This is a genomic window from Rodentibacter heidelbergensis (assembly GCF_002000125.1).
In the GTDB taxonomy this organism is placed as follows: domain Bacteria; phylum Pseudomonadota; class Gammaproteobacteria; order Enterobacterales; family Pasteurellaceae; genus Rodentibacter; species Rodentibacter heidelbergensis.
On record NZ_MLHH01000012.1, the window covers coordinates 87069 to 104167 of the forward strand.

Below are 17099 nucleotides of genomic sequence, written 5' to 3' on the forward strand. Positions count from 1 at the left end.
ACGCTTATTTCTAATCAAGCACCTCAACAAAAATGCCCTTTTCTTTATCCCTTGCTTTCAGTACGCCGATTTCATAAACATCAACGCCTGCAGCTTGAGCGATCGCCAAGAGTTCCGCCTCGCTTTTCGGTTCAACCGCCACCAACAACCCACCTGAAGTTTGTGGATCACATAACACCGCTTTTTGATAATCGGTCAATATGCCCACTTTATGTCCGTAACTGTCGTAATTGCGTGTTGTTCCTCCCGGTACGCAACCTTCCGAGATATAGTCCGATACGCCCTCAAGGGTTGGGATTTGCTCAAAATACAGCTCAGCATTGAGATTTGATCCTTCACAGATTTCAAGTAAATGACCAAGCAAACCAAAGCCTGTCACATCCGTCATGGCGCTCACCCCTTCGACTTCTGAAAATTGGCTGCCAATCTTATTTAATTGACACATTGCCGCCGTGGCCAGTCCTTGATGTTCCGGTTTTAATTTGCCTTTTTTCTCCGCTGTAGTCAGCACGCCAATGCCCAAAGGTTTGGTTAAATAGAGTTTACTACCTACCTTAGCTGAAGCATTTCGTTTTACTTTTTCAGTATTTATCACCCCGGTGACGGCCAAACCAAAGATCGGTTCCGGTGCATCAATAGAATGACCACCGGCGAGAGAAATCCCTGCTTGATGACAGGCAAATCGTCCGCCATCCACAATTTTTTGTGCCACCTCTGCCGGTAATTTATTGATTGGAAAACCTAAAATCGCGATCGCCATAATGGGCTTCCCCCCCATGGCAAAAATATCGCTAATCGCATTCGTAGCGGCAATACGTCCAAAATCAAAAGGATCATCCACAATAGGCATGAAAAAATCCGTGGTACTGATAATGGCAGTTCCATTTCCTAAATCATACACCGCCGCATCATCTGCAGTATCGTTGCCCACCAACAAATGAGGATCGACAAAATTTTCAAGCTGTGTTTGTAAAATTGTCCCTAACACCTTAGGCGAAATTTTACAGCCTCAACCCGCACCATGGCTGTATTGTGTTAAACGAATGTCATCCACCATACGCTATCCCCTGTCATAAATTTGAGCCAAATTATACCTTTTTTCAACGAAAAGTGCGGTCAAAAAATCAAATGTTTTTGTTATACTGCCAACACGCATGATTTAATTTGAATTTCAATGAAACATAAACGCCCCACCTTGCAGGACATCGCCAATCACCTCGGTATCACCAAAATGACAGTAAGTCGCTATTTGCGTAATCCGAATTCCGTTGCCCAAGAAACGCAAATCCGCATTGCGGCAGCCATTGAGCAATTTGGCTATATTCCTAACCGTGCGCCGGAAATTCTTTCCAATGCCAAGAGTAAAGCCATTGGTGTACTGCTCCCCTCATTAACCAATCATGTTTTTGCCGATGTGTTAAAAGGCATTGAGCTTATTCTTGACAACGCCGGCTACCAAACCATGCTGGCGCACTACGGTTATAGTGTTAAAAAGGAAGAAGAACGAATTGAAAGTTTACTTTCTTATCATGTGGACGGGCTGATTTTATCGGAAAATTACCATTCCCTACGCACCCTTAAAATGATCGAAGTGGCGAATATTCCTGTGATTGAAATTATGGAAAGTACACAAACGGGCATTCAACAAGCCATCGGTTTCGATAACGTGGCGGCCGCTCAAACCATGGTGGAAACCATGATCGCCCGAGGATACAAAAATATTGTGTATTTCACCGCCCGAATGGACAGGCGAACCCAACTGAAAATGCAAGGCTATGAACAAGCCATGAAAAAATATGGGTTTGAACCCTATAGTTTGATCACCGAAGAACCCTCTTCCTTTACCCTAGGCGGAAAGCAGCTTCGTGAAATTCTAAAAAAACGCCCCAAAACTGACGGTATTTTCTGCACCAATGACGACTTGGCCATTGGTGCACTCTTTGAATGTCAACGTTTGGGAATTGATGTACCTAAACAAATCGCCATTGCAGGATTTCATGGGCATGATGTGGGCTTTTCTGTCAATCCTCAATTGGCAACCGTCATCACACCACGGTTAGAAATCGGTAAAGTAGCGGCTCAAGCGCTCTTAGCACGACTAAATGGCGATCCGCTCAGAGAAAAAACCATTGATCTCGGATTTAAAATCCATCTAGGGGAAAGCCTGTAAAAATGCGGTTGAAAATAACCGCACTTTTATCATTAGAGCAAGGGTTTTAAAGCCTGAATACAACGCTCGACCACAGTTTCAAAGCTTCCGTCAATATCAATATGAATGACATCAGGCTCATCCTCTTGTGGCACTTCAAGGGTATCAAATTGGCTTTTTAACATATCCGTTTTCATATAATGCCCTTTGCGTTGCTTCATCCGCTCAAGTACCAAATCAAAAGAGCCCTCTAAGAAAAGAAATTTTACATTGTCATTGCCTGCCCGAATGATATCACGGTATTGCTTCTTCAATGCCGAACAAACAATGATCCCCACTTCGCTTTTACGTTCAAGGCTAAAAGCAGCATCACGAATACGCTCAAGCCAAGGCGCTCTATCTTCATCATTTAACGGTTGCCCTTCTCCCATTTTGATAATATTGGCTCGGGGATGAAGATCATCACCGTCAATTAATTTAATGCCTAAGCGCTGTGCAACAGCTGTCCCCACCGAGGTTTTTCCTGTGCTGGAAACCCCCATCAGAATAAAACTTTTTCCTTTACTCATTATTTTTTACCTCACAAAACTTTTTTTCATCATATAAGAATTTTTATCAATTGTTACTGGTAACATTCATTTTTGTGATCAAGATCACGAAATAAATTAAGAAGAAAAAAGGAAATCCGCCTTTTAACAAAAAAATAATGTGAGAACGATCACAATTTTAAATAGTGATCATTTACTAAACGTAGAATACTCGGTATGTTACGGGTAACAATCCATTTGGAGGAAAACTATGCTTATTGTGATTATGGTTGCTGCAATTTTATTGCTGCTTTTGCTTATTATAAAATTCAAAGTCCACGCATTCGTGGCATTAATTATTGTGAGTTTACTGACTGCACTGGCTTCCGGTATTCCGGTAGAAAAAATTTTGCCAACTTTGCTTACCGGATTTGGTAATACCTTAGCCTCTGTGGCACTGCTTGTCGGATTAGGCGCAATGATCGGCCGCCTATTAGAAATCACCGGCGGGGCGAAGGTGCTGGCAGATACATTAATTAATCAATTTGGTGAGAAAAAAGCGCCCTTTGCATTAGGGGTGGCTTCACTGTTATTCGGTTTCCCGATTTTCTTCGATGCCGGTTTAGTGGTAATGTTGCCTATCGTGTTTAGCGTGGCAAAACGTTTTGGCGGTTCTGTATTACGCTATGCCTTTCCGGCAGCCGGTGCATTTGCAGTGATGCATGCTTTCCTTCCTCCTCACCCGGGTCCGGTGGCCTCCGGTGATTTACTGGGTGTTAACATTGGATTACTCGTCATCGTTGGGTTAGTTTGCGCTATTCCAACTTGGTATATCGGAACATATTTATTTAGTATGTTTATCAGCAAAAAAATCCATGTAGATTTACCTAAAGCCTTCCTCAATGCTGCCGCAATTAGCGATACTTCCGTGCAAAATCCACCGAGTTTTGCCCGCGTGATGACGGTTTTATTACTCCCAATTATTCTTATTTTGTTTGATACCGGGTTAAACACATTAAGTGTAGCAAAAGTGATTGATGGATCACAAACTTGGGTACAATCGCTACGATTAATCGGTAAAACCCCTATTGCATTATTAATCACGTTGATCGTGGCAATCCTATTGCTGAAAGATCAACGTAGTTATGAACAAATCGAAAAAATCTGCGACAACGCACTCGGCCCTATCTGCTCAATTGTTTTAGTAACCGGTGCAGGCGGTATGTTTGGTGGTGTACTCCGTGCCAGTGGAATTGGCGATGTCCTATCCGCTATGCTATCGGATACAGGAATGCCGATCATCGTTGCCGCTTTCGTTATCGCCATGGTGATGCGTGTCGCACAAGGCTCTGCCACGGTGGCCTTAACCACTGCAGCAGCACTGATTTCACCGACAGTGGCGGCCGCAACCGATTTAAGCCAATTCGATCTCTGCTTTATCGTAATTGCCATTGCTTCCGGGGCAACCGTTCTCTCTCATGTCAATGACTCCGGTTTCTGGCTGATGAGCCGTTTCTTGGAAATGGATACCAAAACTACCTTAAAAACTTGGACCTTACTTGAAACTTCCATTGGGGTAGTCGGCTTTGTTATCGCCCTTATCGGTAGCATTATTCTCTAATCTTAAAGTGCGGTCGATTTGTAAAACATTTCTAAAATTGACCGCACTTTGTTAAAATCAGCCATTATTTTTTCCGAACAAGGATAAACAATGGCTGATTTTCCGTTTATTGTTGAGGTGAATGAACAAAATCTCACCGAACTTCTTCAGCAATCTCTTGAAAAACCGCTAGTGGTAAACTTTTATGCACCAAGCCATAAAGAATCGGCGGATTTTTTAACGTTATTGGAGAGGCTTGCAGAACAATATCAAGGGCAATTTATATTGGCAAAAGTGAATTGTGAAACAGAGCAAATGATTGCCGCACAATTTCGTATTCAAGCTTTGCCAACCACTTATTTGTTCAAAGAAGCACAAGCATTGGATGCTTTTCCCGGTGCATTGGATCAAGCCTCACTTTTACAACGTTTAAGTGTGATTTTGCCCAAAGAGGAAGAGCTTAAATTTCATCAAGCCTTGGATTTTTTACAAGTAGAAAATTATGATGCCGCATTACCGCTATTAAAAGAGGCATGGGAACTTTCTGATAAGAAAAACAGCGATATCGCCCTACTCTATGCGGAAACCTATATTGCGATGAAAAAAACCGAACTGGCACAAGCCATTTTAGATCAAATTCCATTGCAAGATCGGGATAGTCGCTGGCAAGGTTTACAAGCCCAGATTGAATTATTCATTCAAGCGGCTGATACGCCGGAAATTCAACAATTAAGTGCTGATTATGCAAAAAATCCTACCCCTGAAATTGCCATTAAACTTGCCGTGCAATTACATCAGGCGGGGAGAAATGAAGAAGCGCTCAGCCTGCTTTTTGATATTTTAAAAACAGATTTAAACGCCCATAATGGGGAAATTAAACAGCAATTTTTATCGATATTAAGTGCAATGGGTAATGCGGATCCGCTCACCAATAAATTCCGCCGATTGCTTTACTCTTTGCTCTATTAAATAGGGTATTATATCGCCGTTACCAACCCTTAATTTTAGGTTGACTTATCGGGACACATTGCCTGTACCCGTTATAAAATCACAGTATTTCAATATGTTAAGAAGGATACTTTATGTCTGATGTGAAACAAGCCAAACTGTTAATTTTAGGTTCTGGCCCTGCCGGTTATACTGCGGCAATTTACGCTGCTCGTGCCAATTTAAACCCGGTGTTAGTGACCGGTTTACAGCAAGGCGGACAGCTCACCACCACGGATGAGATCGAAAACTGGCCGGGGGATTTTGGTGAAACCACAGGCTCAGGTCTTATGCAACGAATGTTACAACACGCCGAAAAGTTCAATACAGAAATTGTATTCGATCATATCAACCGTGTGGATTTATCCTCTCGTCCATTTAAACTCTATGGTGATGTGCAACATTTCACCTGCGATGCTTTAATCATTGCCACAGGGGCATCAGCCCGCTATTTAGGTCTGCCTTCTGAAGAACATTACAAAGGCCGTGGTGTTTCTGCTTGTGCCACTTGTGATGGTTTTTTCTACCGTAATAAACCTGTTGCGGTGATTGGGGGCGGCAATACCGCTGTGGAAGAAGCACTCTACTTGGCGAATATTTCAAGTTGCGTGCATTTAATCCACCGCCGTCAGAGTTTCCGTGCAGAAAAAATCTTAATCGACCGCTTATATAAAAAAGTGGAAGAAGGAAAGATTGTCCTTCATACCGACCGCACTTTGGACGAAGTGTTAGGGGATAATATGGGGGTAACCGGATTACGCTTACAAAATACCAAAGACGGTACAAAAGAAGATCTCAATATTGATGGTTTATTTGTAGCAATCGGCCATTCACCGAACACCGAAATCTTCCAAGGTCAGCTTGAATTGAACAATGGCTACATTGTGGTGAAATCCGGCCTTGAAGGGAATGCAACGGCAACCTCGGTAGAAGGGGTATTTGCTGCCGGTGATGTGATGGATCATAACTATCGCCAAGCCATCACCTCTGCCGGCACCGGTTGTATGGCTGCATTGGATGCCGAACGCTACCTCGATGCACAAAAATAAAATACCAGACGTGCCAACTCTCCTTGGCACGCCAATCTTTTATCATCGTGCGTGGCTTGCTCAATGCCACGCACGCCAGCCCTCCCCAATTTGGGAAGAATGAAAATTTATGAATAAACTCCGCCAAAAATATCTACAAAAATGGCTACAAACCCAACAAGCACCTATCAAGAAATTGATGTGGGCCAATATTGCCCTTGCAACGGTTTCATCGCTTATTTTAGTAATACAAACTTATTGTCTTGCTCTCCTACTTGATAAACTCATTATGCAAAATGTGCCGTCAGGCGAGCTTATTCCTTATTTTATTGGCTTAGTTCTCTGCTTTATGCTACGGGCAATCATTTTATGGGCGAGGGAAAAAGTCGGTTTTGAAAGTGGCCGCCAATTACGTCGTCATATTCGTCAAAAAATTCTGGATAAAATCCACCTTGTAGGCCCGGCCACCATTAATCAAAAACCGGCTGGCAGTTGGGCAAGTATCATGTTGGAACAAGTGGAAAATTTACACAATTTCTACGCCCGTTTTCTTCCTCAAGAGCGGCTTTCTGTCATTGTGCCTATTGTCATTTTAATTGCAGTCTTCCCGTTAAACTGGGCGGCAGGGTTAATTTTAATGCTCACCGCACCGCTTGTTCCTCTATTTATGATTTTGGTGGGGATCGCCGCAGCAGACAGCAACCAAAAAAATATGGCGACTCTTTCCCGATTAAGCGCACAATTTTTAGATCGCCTACGAGGGCTTGAAACCTTACGCCTTTTTAACCGCACTTTAGAACAAACCCAGCACATCAAAAAAACCACGGAAGATTTTCGTGAAACGACCATGGATGTGCTTAAAATCGCCTTTCTTTCCTCCGCCGTATTGGAATTTTTTACCTCTATCTCTATTGCACTGATGGCGGTTTATTTTGGTTTTAGTTATCTCGGGCAAATTGAATTTGGCACTTATCATACCTCGCTCACTCTCTTTACCGGTTTTTTCTGTTTAATTCTTGCGCCAGAGTTTTATCAACCCCTTCGTGATCTCGGCACCTATTATCACGACCGGGCTGCCGGTATTGGGGCAGCTGATGCCATTGTGGATTTTTTAGAAACAGACTACCTCACCACGCATCAACAGGATAAATCTATTCCTACTGAAAGTGCGGTGGAAATTAGGGCTAAAAATCTCGTGGTACTTTCAACGCAAGGCATCCCGTTAACGAAACCACTTAGCTTTCATATTCCGGCAAATCATAATGTCGCCTTAGTCGGTCAAAGCGGAGCTGGCAAAACCTCTTTAATGAATGTACTCCTTGGTTTCCTCCCTTATGAAGGTTCATTGAAAATCAACGGGCAAGAACTTCGTGAAAGCAATTTAACACAATGGCGTAAAAACATTGCTTGGGTGGGGCAAAACCCCTTGTTACTACAAGGAACAATCAAAGAAAATCTGTTGCTTGGCAATATTCAAGCCAATGATGAAGAAATTGACCATGCTTTGCAGCTAGCACAAGCCAAAACCTTCACGGACAAACTCGGGTTAAACTACGAAATCAAAGACGGGGGGTTAGGCATTTCAGTGGGGCAAGCACAACGCCTTGCCATTACTCGAGCATTATTACGCAAAGGCAAATTGCTTCTCCTTGATGAACCCACTGCAAGCCTTGATGCCCAATCGGAAAATTTAGTTTTACAGGCATTAAACGATATCAGTTGCTATCAAACCACATTGATGATCACCCATCGTATTGAAGATCTTAAACAATGCGATCAAATTTTTGTCATGCAAAAAGGGGAAATTCTTCAGCAAGGCGAGTTTTCACAACTCAAAAACCATGGCTTTTTTGCCGAATTACTCGCTCAACGACAAGAGGATATTCAATAATGCGTGCATTGCTACCTTTTATCCGTTTATTTAGCTTCTCCAAATGGCCCTTAATTTTAGGCTTAATTCTGATGATTTTAGGGCTAGCCTCCAGTATGGGATTACTCACGCTGTCCGGCTGGTTTTTAGCGGCAACCGCCATTGCAGGACTCGGCTCATTATTTAACTTTTTCTACCCTTCCGCCAGCGTGCGGGGATTAGCCATTGGACGCACCGTTGCCCGTTATTTTGAAAAATGGGTAACCCACGATGCCACTTTCCGGGTGTTGGCGAATTTACGGGTGAAAGTCTTTGAAAAAATGATCCCTTTAAGTCCTGCGGTGCTAAACCGTTACCGCAATAGCGAATTATTAAATCGCTTAGTATCGGATGTAGACACCTTAGATAGCCTTTATTTACGCCTACTTGCTCCGTTTTTCAGTGCGATATTGGTGATTATTGCCATGACGATTGGCCTGAGCTTTATTCATGCCCCTCTCGCATTCGGGCTTGGTATGGTTTTGCTCGTATTATTAGTGATTATTCCGACCATTTTCTATCGCTTAGGTCAACAATTTGGCAAACCTTTAGTGCAAGCCCGTGCCACCTACCGCACACAATTTTTAGAATTTATTCAAGCCCAAGCAGAGCTTTTACTGTTTAACGCCGAAAATCAACTTAAGGCGAAAATGGAAAATACAGAAAAGCATTGGCAAGCCACCCAAGAAAAAGAAGCAAAATTAGGCGGATTTTCCACTGCATTGGCACTCTTTATCAATGGCTTACTTATTGTCGCCATGCTCTGGTTTAGCAGCCAAGCCGATTTTGGTAACGATGAATATCGTGCCGCCTTTATTGCCCTCTTTACCTTTGCTGCCCTTGCCGCCTTTGAAATTATCATGCCTTTAGGTACAGCCTTTTTGCATATCGGACAGGTGATAGCAGCCGCTGAGCGGGTAACGGAAATTATTGAACAAAAACCGCTTGTTGAATTTCACGATGAGGCTCAATTTGAACCACAAGTGCGGTTAATTTCCGCCCAGAATTTAAGCTTTCACTATCCGGAAAGCGAAAATCTTGCCTTAGATAATCTCACACTGGATTTCGAACAAGGGCAAAAAATTGCCATTCTTGGCAAAACCGGCAGTGGTAAATCCACACTACTCCAATTATTGGTGCGCAACTATGATCCCGACCAAGGGGAACTCTTACTGGCAAACAAACCGATTTCCAGTTACGCCGAGCAAACCCTGCGTAAGCAATTTTGTTTTCTCACCCAACGGGTACATGTCTTCAGCGATACTTTGCGACAAAATTTACAATTTGCCAGCTCGGAAAAAATCGCTGATGAGAAAATGATCGATGTCCTCAACCAAGTGGGGTTAGGCAAATTATTAACTCAACCTGAAGGGTTGAACCTTTGGTTAGGCGATGGGGGACGCCCCCTTTCCGGTGGAGAACAACGCCGTTTAGGTATTGCCCGTATTTTATTAAATGACGCCCCGATTTTATTGCTCGATGAACCGACAGAAGGGCTTGATCGTGAAACCGAACGCCAAGTTCTACGCTTAATTTTACAGCATACGAAACAGAAAACCCTGATTATGGTGACCCACCGTTTAACCGCCCTCGAGCAATTTGACCGCATTTGTGTGATTGATGAAGGAAAACTCATTGAACAGGGAAATTACGAGACCTTAATCAAAAAAGAACAGGGATTTTTTAAGCGATTAATCGAACGTGTTTAGAAAGGATTAAAAAGAAGTTGGGCGGAAACCTTCCCAGCTGCTTCTCGGCACACAGCACTTCCGACTTTGGCTGCTTTCTTCCGAACCTGACCGGGTAAACCGGACACCGTTGCGAGAGACCGAAAAGGTTTCCATTGACATCGCAATGCGATAGGGCGCTATTATGCAAGAATTAAAAGCCCATTGCAAAGATTAATTACACCGAATAATAAATTTAACAAGAATTTCAACCGCACTTTTCAGGAATTAACAAAATGAACTATTTACAATATTACCCCGTTGATGTGGTGAATGGTGAAGGGACACGTTGTACTCTTTTTGTGAGCGGTTGTACCCATGGTTGCAAAGGTTGTTATAACCAAAAAAGCTGGTCATTTAGTGCCGGCAGACGCTTTGATGAAGCGATGGAACAACAAATTATCAATGATTTAAAAGATACCCGTATCAAACGCCAAGGGCTCACGTTATCCGGTGGCGACCCGCTCCACCCCCTTAATGTAGCAACCCTTTTGCCCTTTATCCAACGGGTAAAACAGGAATGCCCCGATAAAGATATTTGGGTATGGACCGGTTATAAATTAGCGGAACTTGATGAAACCCAGCGTGCCATGCTCCCTTATATTGATGTTCTCATTGACGGAAAATTTGAACAAGAAAAAGCCGATCCAAGCCTACTCTGGCGGGGATCGGCAAATCAGATTATTCATCGTTTTAAGAATTTATAATTTCACCTCAAAAGACAACCATTTTTTCATTAATTCTAATACTTCATCAGTGAAATAATGGCGGATTTCTGCTTTCAATTCCGGTGAATACTTTAAATATTGATAACGATAAGCTATGCTAAAGTTAATCGCTCTAATTCTTTCTAAATTGATAAACATCCGTTTGGTTTTGTTATTGATATCTTTAATATCACTTTGGCGTTGTTGGTAAAGTTTTATTAGGTATTTATCAAGTTCAAATAAATGAACCAACTTTGATATATCATTTTTTGTGGTGGTGAGGCTGTTTGCTCTTAAACGATAGTGATAAAAGACTCGTCCCACTTCAATTACGGTAACGCCTGGGAGAGAAAGAATTTCTGTAATAAATAGTACATCTTCCCCAACCTTTAAGGCTTCATTAAGCCAAAGATTGTTTTTGCGTAAAAAATCAGTTCTAAAAAAACCAAAACAGCAACTTGGATGCCAATCCCATTTGAGCATATCATTCAGATGTTGATAACTACTCATGACCTCATATTGATTTGATTTTATTCGAGGGGACTCAAACCTGCGTGAACAAGGTCCCCCAAATGAATCACATTCATAACTATTTTCTATGGTACCTTTTATCACATCAGCTTGATGTCTATCGGCAATCTCAACCATAGTATCGAGTTGAGTTTCAACAAGCCAATCATCGGGATCGACAAAATAGATATAACGCCCTTTTGCTTGCCTTAGCCCGGCATTACGAGCGGAAGCAACCCCTTGATTATGCTGATTAATGAGAGTGATAAAAGGATAACGTGAGAAATACTGTTCCGCCACAGCTAGACTACCATCCGTTGAACCATCATTAACAATGATGATTTCTTTATTAACAGATTGGGAGATAAGACTATCTAAACACTGAGCGAGATATTTTTCAACATTATAAACAGGAACAACAAAAGTGAGACTGACTGACAAATTGTACCTCCTCTTTGGAATTTATTATCCAAAGACTCCTACGATTTTTATCTACTATGCCCTAATTATTAACAAACCGGCTAATCTAATAAAACGAGGGTAAAAACACAAAATTTTCCACCGCACTTTTTCTTTATTTCTCACTGAACGGGGAAAAATAGGCTTAAAGGTCTTTGTTTTATAATCTCCCCGACTTCACGCCAAATGGCCCACCAGCTATCAATTTCTGTATTTAATGAACGTAATGCAACCCAAAGGGTTAAGGAAAAGCTGACGATCAAATTCACCAAACCAATCAATAAAACGAAACAGAGGCATTGTAACACCAAGGCAGCCGTAAAATGCCCACTCACTGCAATATAGCCTACATTGGCCGAAGAAAAGGCAACATGGCGAATATCAAGCGGTAAACCGGTTAAATAGCCCACCACGCCGGTTAACCCCAACAATAATCCAAAGCAAAGATTTCCCATAATAGAACCATAGTTGTCGTGCAAATAATCGGCTAATTTTGCTCGATATTGGGAAGGCAGCACTTTTTTCAAACAAGGGTGCTGACGCAAACGCATTCTTAAATTCAAATAATGACTTCGGTTATCGAAATAGCCTGAAATGATCCCTGAAAAAAACAACCATACCCCGGCAATTGCGGCAAACCATAATGTGCCGGCGAAAGGATCAATACTGTGTAGCTGATAATCAATCTGCCCTTGATTGAGCAAAGCCTCACCACTTTGCTGCTGATAGATAAATGCAATCAACGCCGCTAAACTCATTGCCACAAGCACATTCCCCACCACCGCAATACTTTGTGAACGAAATACATCCACGAGCAATTGAGCGAGTTTCATATTCAAGGCTTTTCCGTTAGGATGACGCTCCACTGCCTCAGCAAAACGGGCTGCCGTCATGGCCGGTTGCTTCGTTGCCACCGTAAAATGCAACATAAAAATGAGGGTGAACCCTAAGCCATAGTTAAGCCCTTCAGCAATGCCTTTCCAAACTTTATCATCAATGACACTTCCCAAATACATTTTAAACAGTGCCATCAGCGCAATTAACACCCCACCTCCGGCTGCGGAATAAAACATCAAGAAGTACTCTTTTTTATCCCTTGTAATGTAATGTTCACCATGATCGCCTGAATTTTGTGTGATACTCCGTGCAATGAGCTTTGAACTCTGTTTCCATAAACGGGAAATACTGTGTTGTTCCGCCGCAGCGCGAGCAAAACAACCGGTTAACAATAAAATACGACGAGGTAAGTAACGATTTGATACAAAAATCGCCATCAGTTTTTCCAATCGTTCTAAGGTTTGTGAAAGTCGTTCTAGAAGATAAGCCACATTAAGGGATGAACCGACCTGTGCACCTCTTTTTTGTAGGCGTTCAATAAGCCGATTACATTGTTCAAACATCACTTGAAAGTGACTATCATCAAACATATTCCCTTGACGACGAGCCTCTAACCAATCAATCACTTCACGGTGTAATGCAACAAAAGGCGAATCGGCATTCAATAATGAAGGTTCCATACGCATCAGTTCCGGCTCCATTTCTTCTGCAGCAATCCAAATCGACAGCATCTCTATGGCAAATAACCCTTCATGTTGAAAGTGAGCATGCAAACGCTCTCGATCTTTTTCTTCCGTTTGACGGGCTAAAACGCCTAAAAGCCCCCGCCATTCTTTTAACGGAATAGCATCGATCCAACGCACATCATTTTTATCATTAAATAACAGATAAAAAATATCACGCAGATCGTTGATATCTTTAAAAGCAGGATTAAAACGCTCATAAAGGCGACTTTTCATTTCACGCCCAAACCCCTCACGAGCCAAAATACCACTGCTAATCAATAGGGGATAAAGACGTAAACTACACACCCAGTCACACAATAGCTCAGCAACCGAACTAGCCAATTCTTTATCTTGTTTCAAAATACGCCGGATTAAACGAATATGAGGCACAATTTGATAAACACGACTTTCCCGAAAAAGCTGACACCACCCTTCCACCAAGCCAAAAGCATCATTTTCAGCCACTTTTTGACGAATAAACTGCGGTAATGTTTCAGGTTTAACCATGATTGATTTCAAATTATCCTCCGTTTGCTTATAAAAACGGCACATTATACCGATTCGTGAGGAAAGGGGAAGTAGGCGGAATAATCTAATCAATAGGAGGCATTCATTACAAAAGTGCGATTAAAATTTCCCATTTTTTCGACATTATGTAGAAAATGCACAAAACAGAAATTTTAACCAAAACGCAGTGTGTCCCTACAAGATAACAAAAAACAACGTTGCGCAACTGCTACATAATACCGCATTTTTTAACATAACGCTTTATTCTTTCTTCAAGAGAAAAATGCCTTGTTCTGAGAGGTTAACGTAGGCTTGTTTGAGATCGGCATTAAAATCTTCCGGTTTGCAATTCACGAGGAGATCTTTACCCTGCCAGCTTGCCACCACTTCCCAATGGTTGCCCATATAGACAGCACTTTTTATTTCGCAACGTTGTGCATCAATACCTTCCGGCGACAGATAAATAGCCTCTGGGCGGATGCCCACTAAACATTCACCATCTGGCAAGCCAAATTGTTCACTGTGAGAAAGGGTCATTTGATAACCATTAATTTCCACTCGGTCTTTTTGCAATATCCCCTCGAAAATACTGGATTCCCCCATAAAGTTCGCTAAAAATAAGGAATTTGGACGACGATAAAGTTCTTTTGCCGGGGCTTTTTGCATAATTTTACCTTTATGCATCACAATCACTTCATCCGATACGGCAAAGGCTTCGGTTTGATCATGGGTAACATATAAAGAAGTAATGCCTAAGCGTTGTTGCAATTCACGAATTTTTTCACGCATAGAACGGCGCAGGTTCGCATCTAAGTTACTTAAGGGTTCATCAAATAATAAGACTTTAGGTTTTAGCACTAAGGCTCGTGCTAAGGCCACACGTTGCTGTTGTCCACCGGAAATTTGATCCACATAGCGGTCTTCAAATCCACTTAAATCCACCAACTCTAAGGCTTCTTTTACACGTTGGCGGCGTTCTTCTTTCCCTACCCCCTGCATTTTCAAGCCGTAGCCCACGTTATCGCCAATAGACATATGAGGAAACAGTGCATAGGACTGAAATACAATACAAATATCCCGATTTTGGATGGAAGATTTCGTCACATCTTCACCATCAATAAAAATTTGACCGGAAGTAGGGGTTTCCAGTCCGGCAACCAAACGTAAGACAGTGGTTTTTCCACAACCTGAGGGGCCAAGTAAGGTGACCATTGTGCCTCGTTTGATGGTTAAATCTAAATTGTCGATAACCACCGCTTTACCAAATGCTTTGGTGATATTTTTCAATACTAAAAAATCATTATTCATCTTAACTACCTTTTAAAACTTTTCATTTTTATACCGCACTTTTATGGATTTCAGCGGGACTTAATTCATTTTTTTCGCTTTTGAGCGACTAATACGGGTTTCTCCCACGATCCAATCGAAGAAGAGAATAATTGCCATCATGACGACAATTAAAATAGAGCCGTAGGCAATCGCCACACCGTATTCCCCATCTTCCACACGGTTTAAAATATAGGAAGTGGCAACACGAGTGTCAGCCGTAACGAGGAAAACGATCGCACTGACCGTTGTCATAGAGCGTACAAAACTGGTAACCAATGCCGACAGCAATGCCGGTTTAAGCAACGGCAACACGATAAATACAATGGTTTTGAAAGAACTGCCTTTCAGTGAAAGTGAGGCTTCATCAAGGGATTTATCTAATTGCCCCAACCCCGCAATAGCAGCACGCATACCCACCGGCATATTCCGCATCACCATAGAAAGAATGATGATTAACCCTGTTCCGGTGAGGTAAATAGGGGCATTATTAAAAGCAAGAATATAAGACACCCCGGCAACCGTGCCGGGTACGGCAAAGCAAAGTAAGGTTAAAAATTCTAAGGTTTTCTTGCCTTTGAAATCACGGCGTACCGTAATATAAGCGATGAGTAAACCAAAGAGCGCCGTAATCGGTGCAGCAGCGGCAGAAAATAATACGGTTTGGATAAGCGATGGCCATGCCCCATCGTTGAAGCCTTGACCAAATAATGTTTGGTAATGTTTTAGGGTTAATGTGTAATCCACGCCCCAGTTGGCGGTAAAACTACCATAGAAAATACTGCCGTAAAGCACCACATTGAAAAGCACCCAAACGCCTAAAATCAACATCACGGCATATTTCATTAAATGAGGCAAATCCTGCACATCACCACGGTAGGATTTTCCCGAAACCGTCACATAAGAACGGTTACCAATCCAAAGATATTGGATCACAAAAATAGAGAGTGAGAAAATCAATAATAGGCTTCCCAAGGTGCTGGCAGAGGCGTAATCAAGCTGTGATCCGGCAATAAAGAAATAAATTTGCGAGGAAATCACATCAAAACTGCCCCCTAATACCAATGGCGTACTAAAATCCGCTAGGGATTGAATAGCAACAACCAAGAATGAATTGCCTAATGCGGGTTTTAACAATGGAAAAATAATATTAAAGAAAGTTTGATAACGGTTCGCCCGCAAGGTGTATGAGGCTTCTTCAATAGAGGGGTGAACGGATTTAAGCGCACCTTCTAAGATCATAAAAGACATTGGGGTCAAAGCAAGCGTGTGAGCAATCACAATCCCAGTGAAACCGTATAACCAGTTATTATTAAAACCAAGATATTCCACCAAAAATTGGGTCACATAGCCTGAACGCCCAAGCATGAGCGTAACCCCTAATCCCACCACAAAGGGTGGCGTGACAATGGGTAAAATGGAGAAAATTTTGCCGATAAATGCCGTTCTTTTGGCAATACGCGTTGTATAAAGCGCAAAAATCAACCCAAATAGCGTGGCTAAAACACCAATAGTGGCAGCCACACTTAATGAATTAAAAATAATGCGAACAATATAAGGCTGTTTAATGATGGTTAAGAACTGTGTTGGCACAAATTCCGAACCGTCGTAAAACATAGAAATAAAAATAGCGAATGTCGGATAAACAATAAAAAAGAAAATCATCAACACAATGCTGATAAGCGAAGCAATGATAAATTTATCGCCTTGCATTATTTTCATTTTTGCTAAGGCATTCGTTGCCATGGCAATCAACGCGATCACCAAAACAAAAATCGAATAACCCAAACTGATTTTTGCGATTGTCGCAGAGATAAAAATAAACGCAAAAATCGCACAAATCAGTAGAAATTCAGTTAACCCTTGTCGGTATGCAGTTTGGTTGGAAAAACGAGAAGCCAACGGAATCAACAATAGTGCCCCAAACCAAAGCCAACTTACATTAGGGGTCGTCCACCCCATCGCCTCCAACACTTCTTCCGAGGTGGCTTCTGCAAGCCCATAATAAAGTGCCGTAGAAGGCAAACAAATAAATCCAATAACAGCAATGGCAATCCAAAACCCATTGTTGCTAAAAAGCGCCTGCTTTCTCATTAATACC

13 protein-coding genes and 1 other RNA gene are annotated in these 17099 nt (G+C 42.1%); 7 read left to right on the forward strand and 7 right to left on the reverse strand.

The window, feature by feature from the left end:
• Nucleotides 1-10: 10 nt before the first annotated feature.
• Nucleotides 11-1057 carry a selenide, water dikinase SelD gene (gene selD / locus BKK48_RS06395; protein WP_083714742.1) on the reverse strand — a complete coding sequence of 349 codons (1047 nt, stop codon included), beginning with the start codon at nt 1055-1057 and terminating at the stop codon, nt 11-13.
• A 117-nt stretch (nt 1058-1174) separates the two neighbouring features.
• Here selD and gntR point away from each other — a divergent pair, with 117 nt between their 5' ends.
• Nucleotides 1175-2170, forward strand: a complete 996-nt coding sequence (gene gntR, locus BKK48_RS06400; protein WP_077427307.1) for a gluconate operon transcriptional repressor GntR — start codon at nt 1175-1177, stop codon at nt 2168-2170.
• Between the two features lie 32 nt (nt 2171-2202).
• Here gntR and BKK48_RS06405 read toward each other — a convergent pair whose 3' ends face one another.
• Nucleotides 2203-2718 carry a gluconokinase gene (locus tag BKK48_RS06405; protein ID WP_077427308.1) on the reverse strand — a complete coding sequence of 172 codons (516 nt, stop codon included), beginning with the start codon at nt 2716-2718 and terminating at the stop codon, nt 2203-2205.
• 229 nt (nt 2719-2947) lie between these two features.
• Between BKK48_RS06405 and BKK48_RS06410 the strand changes: the two genes are divergently transcribed.
• The 5 genes from BKK48_RS06410 (at nt 2948) to cydC (ending at nt 9909) form a co-directional block, all read left to right on the forward strand.
• Complete coding sequence (locus BKK48_RS06410; protein WP_077427309.1) at nt 2948-4297, forward strand: GntP family permease; 1350 nt, start codon at nt 2948-2950, stop codon at nt 4295-4297.
• 90 nt (nt 4298-4387) lie between these two features.
• Complete coding sequence (locus BKK48_RS06415; RefSeq protein ID WP_077427310.1) at nt 4388-5245, forward strand: co-chaperone YbbN; 858 nt, start codon at nt 4388-4390, stop codon at nt 5243-5245.
• Between the two features lie 113 nt (nt 5246-5358).
• A complete protein-coding gene (gene trxB, locus BKK48_RS06420) occupies nt 5359-6312 on the forward strand; it encodes a thioredoxin-disulfide reductase (RefSeq protein WP_077427311.1) in 954 nt (317 codons plus the stop codon).
• Nucleotides 6313-6421: 109 nt separating this feature from the next.
• Entirely contained in the window at nt 6422-8182 is a 1761-nt protein-coding gene (gene cydD / locus BKK48_RS06425; protein WP_077427312.1) for a heme ABC transporter permease/ATP-binding protein CydD, read from the forward strand.
• A complete protein-coding gene (gene cydC / locus BKK48_RS06430; RefSeq protein WP_077427313.1) occupies nt 8182-9909 on the forward strand; it encodes a heme ABC transporter ATP-binding protein/permease CydC in 1728 nt (575 codons plus the stop codon). Before cydD ends, cydC begins: the two co-directional genes overlap by 1 nt.
• A 27-nt stretch (nt 9910-9936) precedes the next feature.
• Here the strand turns inward: cydC and ffs are convergent.
• An RNA gene (ffs, locus tag BKK48_RS06435) (signal recognition particle sRNA small type) lies at nt 9937-10035 on the reverse strand.
• A gap of 128 nt (nt 10036-10163) precedes the next feature.
• Here ffs and nrdG point away from each other — a divergent pair.
• A complete protein-coding gene (gene nrdG / locus BKK48_RS06440; protein ID WP_077427314.1) occupies nt 10164-10634 on the forward strand; it encodes an anaerobic ribonucleoside-triphosphate reductase-activating protein in 471 nt (156 codons plus the stop codon).
• Here the strand turns inward: nrdG and BKK48_RS06445 are convergent.
• From BKK48_RS06445 to BKK48_RS06460, 4 genes are all read right to left on the reverse strand, one after another.
• The gene (locus tag BKK48_RS06445) at nt 10629-11585 is read right to left on the reverse strand and encodes a glycosyltransferase (RefSeq protein ID WP_158074353.1); all 957 of its coding nucleotides are present in this window, start codon (nt 11583-11585) and stop codon (nt 10629-10631) included. The genes nrdG and BKK48_RS06445 overlap by 6 nt on opposite strands.
• Before the next feature lie 140 nt (nt 11586-11725).
• Complete coding sequence (locus BKK48_RS06450; RefSeq protein WP_077427361.1) at nt 11726-13672, reverse strand: site-specific recombinase; 1947 nt, start codon at nt 13670-13672, stop codon at nt 11726-11728.
• Nucleotides 13673-13933: 261 nt separating this feature from the next.
• Nucleotides 13934-14980, reverse strand: a complete 1047-nt coding sequence (fbpC, locus tag BKK48_RS06455; protein WP_077427316.1) for a ferric ABC transporter ATP-binding protein — start codon at nt 14978-14980, stop codon at nt 13934-13936.
• Nucleotides 14981-15040: 60 nt separating this feature from the next.
• Entirely contained in the window at nt 15041-17092 is a 2052-nt protein-coding gene (locus tag BKK48_RS06460) for an ABC transporter permease (protein WP_077427317.1), read from the reverse strand.
• Between the last annotated feature and the right edge of the window lie 7 nt (nt 17093-17099).

Excerpts from the sequence above, each read along its gene's own strand:
- gntR (WP_077427307.1), top strand. The coding sequence starts at position 1,175 with ATGAAACATAAACGCCCCACCTTGCAGGACATCGCCAATCACCTCGGT.
- BKK48_RS06405 (WP_077427308.1), bottom strand. The coding sequence starts at position 2,718 with ATGAGTAAAGGAAAAAGTTTTATTCTGATGGGGGTTTCCAGCACAGGA.
- BKK48_RS06410 (WP_077427309.1), top strand. The coding sequence starts at position 2,948 with ATGCTTATTGTGATTATGGTTGCTGCAATTTTATTGCTGCTTTTGCTT.
- BKK48_RS06415 (WP_077427310.1), top strand. The coding sequence starts at position 4,388 with ATGGCTGATTTTCCGTTTATTGTTGAGGTGAATGAACAAAATCTCACC.
- trxB (WP_077427311.1), top strand. The coding sequence starts at position 5,359 with ATGTCTGATGTGAAACAAGCCAAACTGTTAATTTTAGGTTCTGGCCCT.
- cydD (WP_077427312.1), top strand. The coding sequence starts at position 6,422 with ATGAATAAACTCCGCCAAAAATATCTACAAAAATGGCTACAAACCCAA.
- cydC (WP_077427313.1), top strand. The coding sequence starts at position 8,182 with ATGCGTGCATTGCTACCTTTTATCCGTTTATTTAGCTTCTCCAAATGG.
- nrdG (WP_077427314.1), top strand. The coding sequence starts at position 10,164 with ATGAACTATTTACAATATTACCCCGTTGATGTGGTGAATGGTGAAGGG.
- BKK48_RS06450 (WP_077427361.1), bottom strand. The coding sequence starts at position 13,672 with ATGGTTAAACCTGAAACATTACCGCAGTTTATTCGTCAAAAAGTGGCT.
- fbpC (WP_077427316.1), bottom strand. The coding sequence starts at position 14,980 with ATGAATAATGATTTTTTAGTATTGAAAAATATCACCAAAGCATTTGGT.
- BKK48_RS06460 (WP_077427317.1), bottom strand. The coding sequence starts at position 17,092 with ATGAGAAAGCAGGCGCTTTTTAGCAACAATGGGTTTTGGATTGCCATT.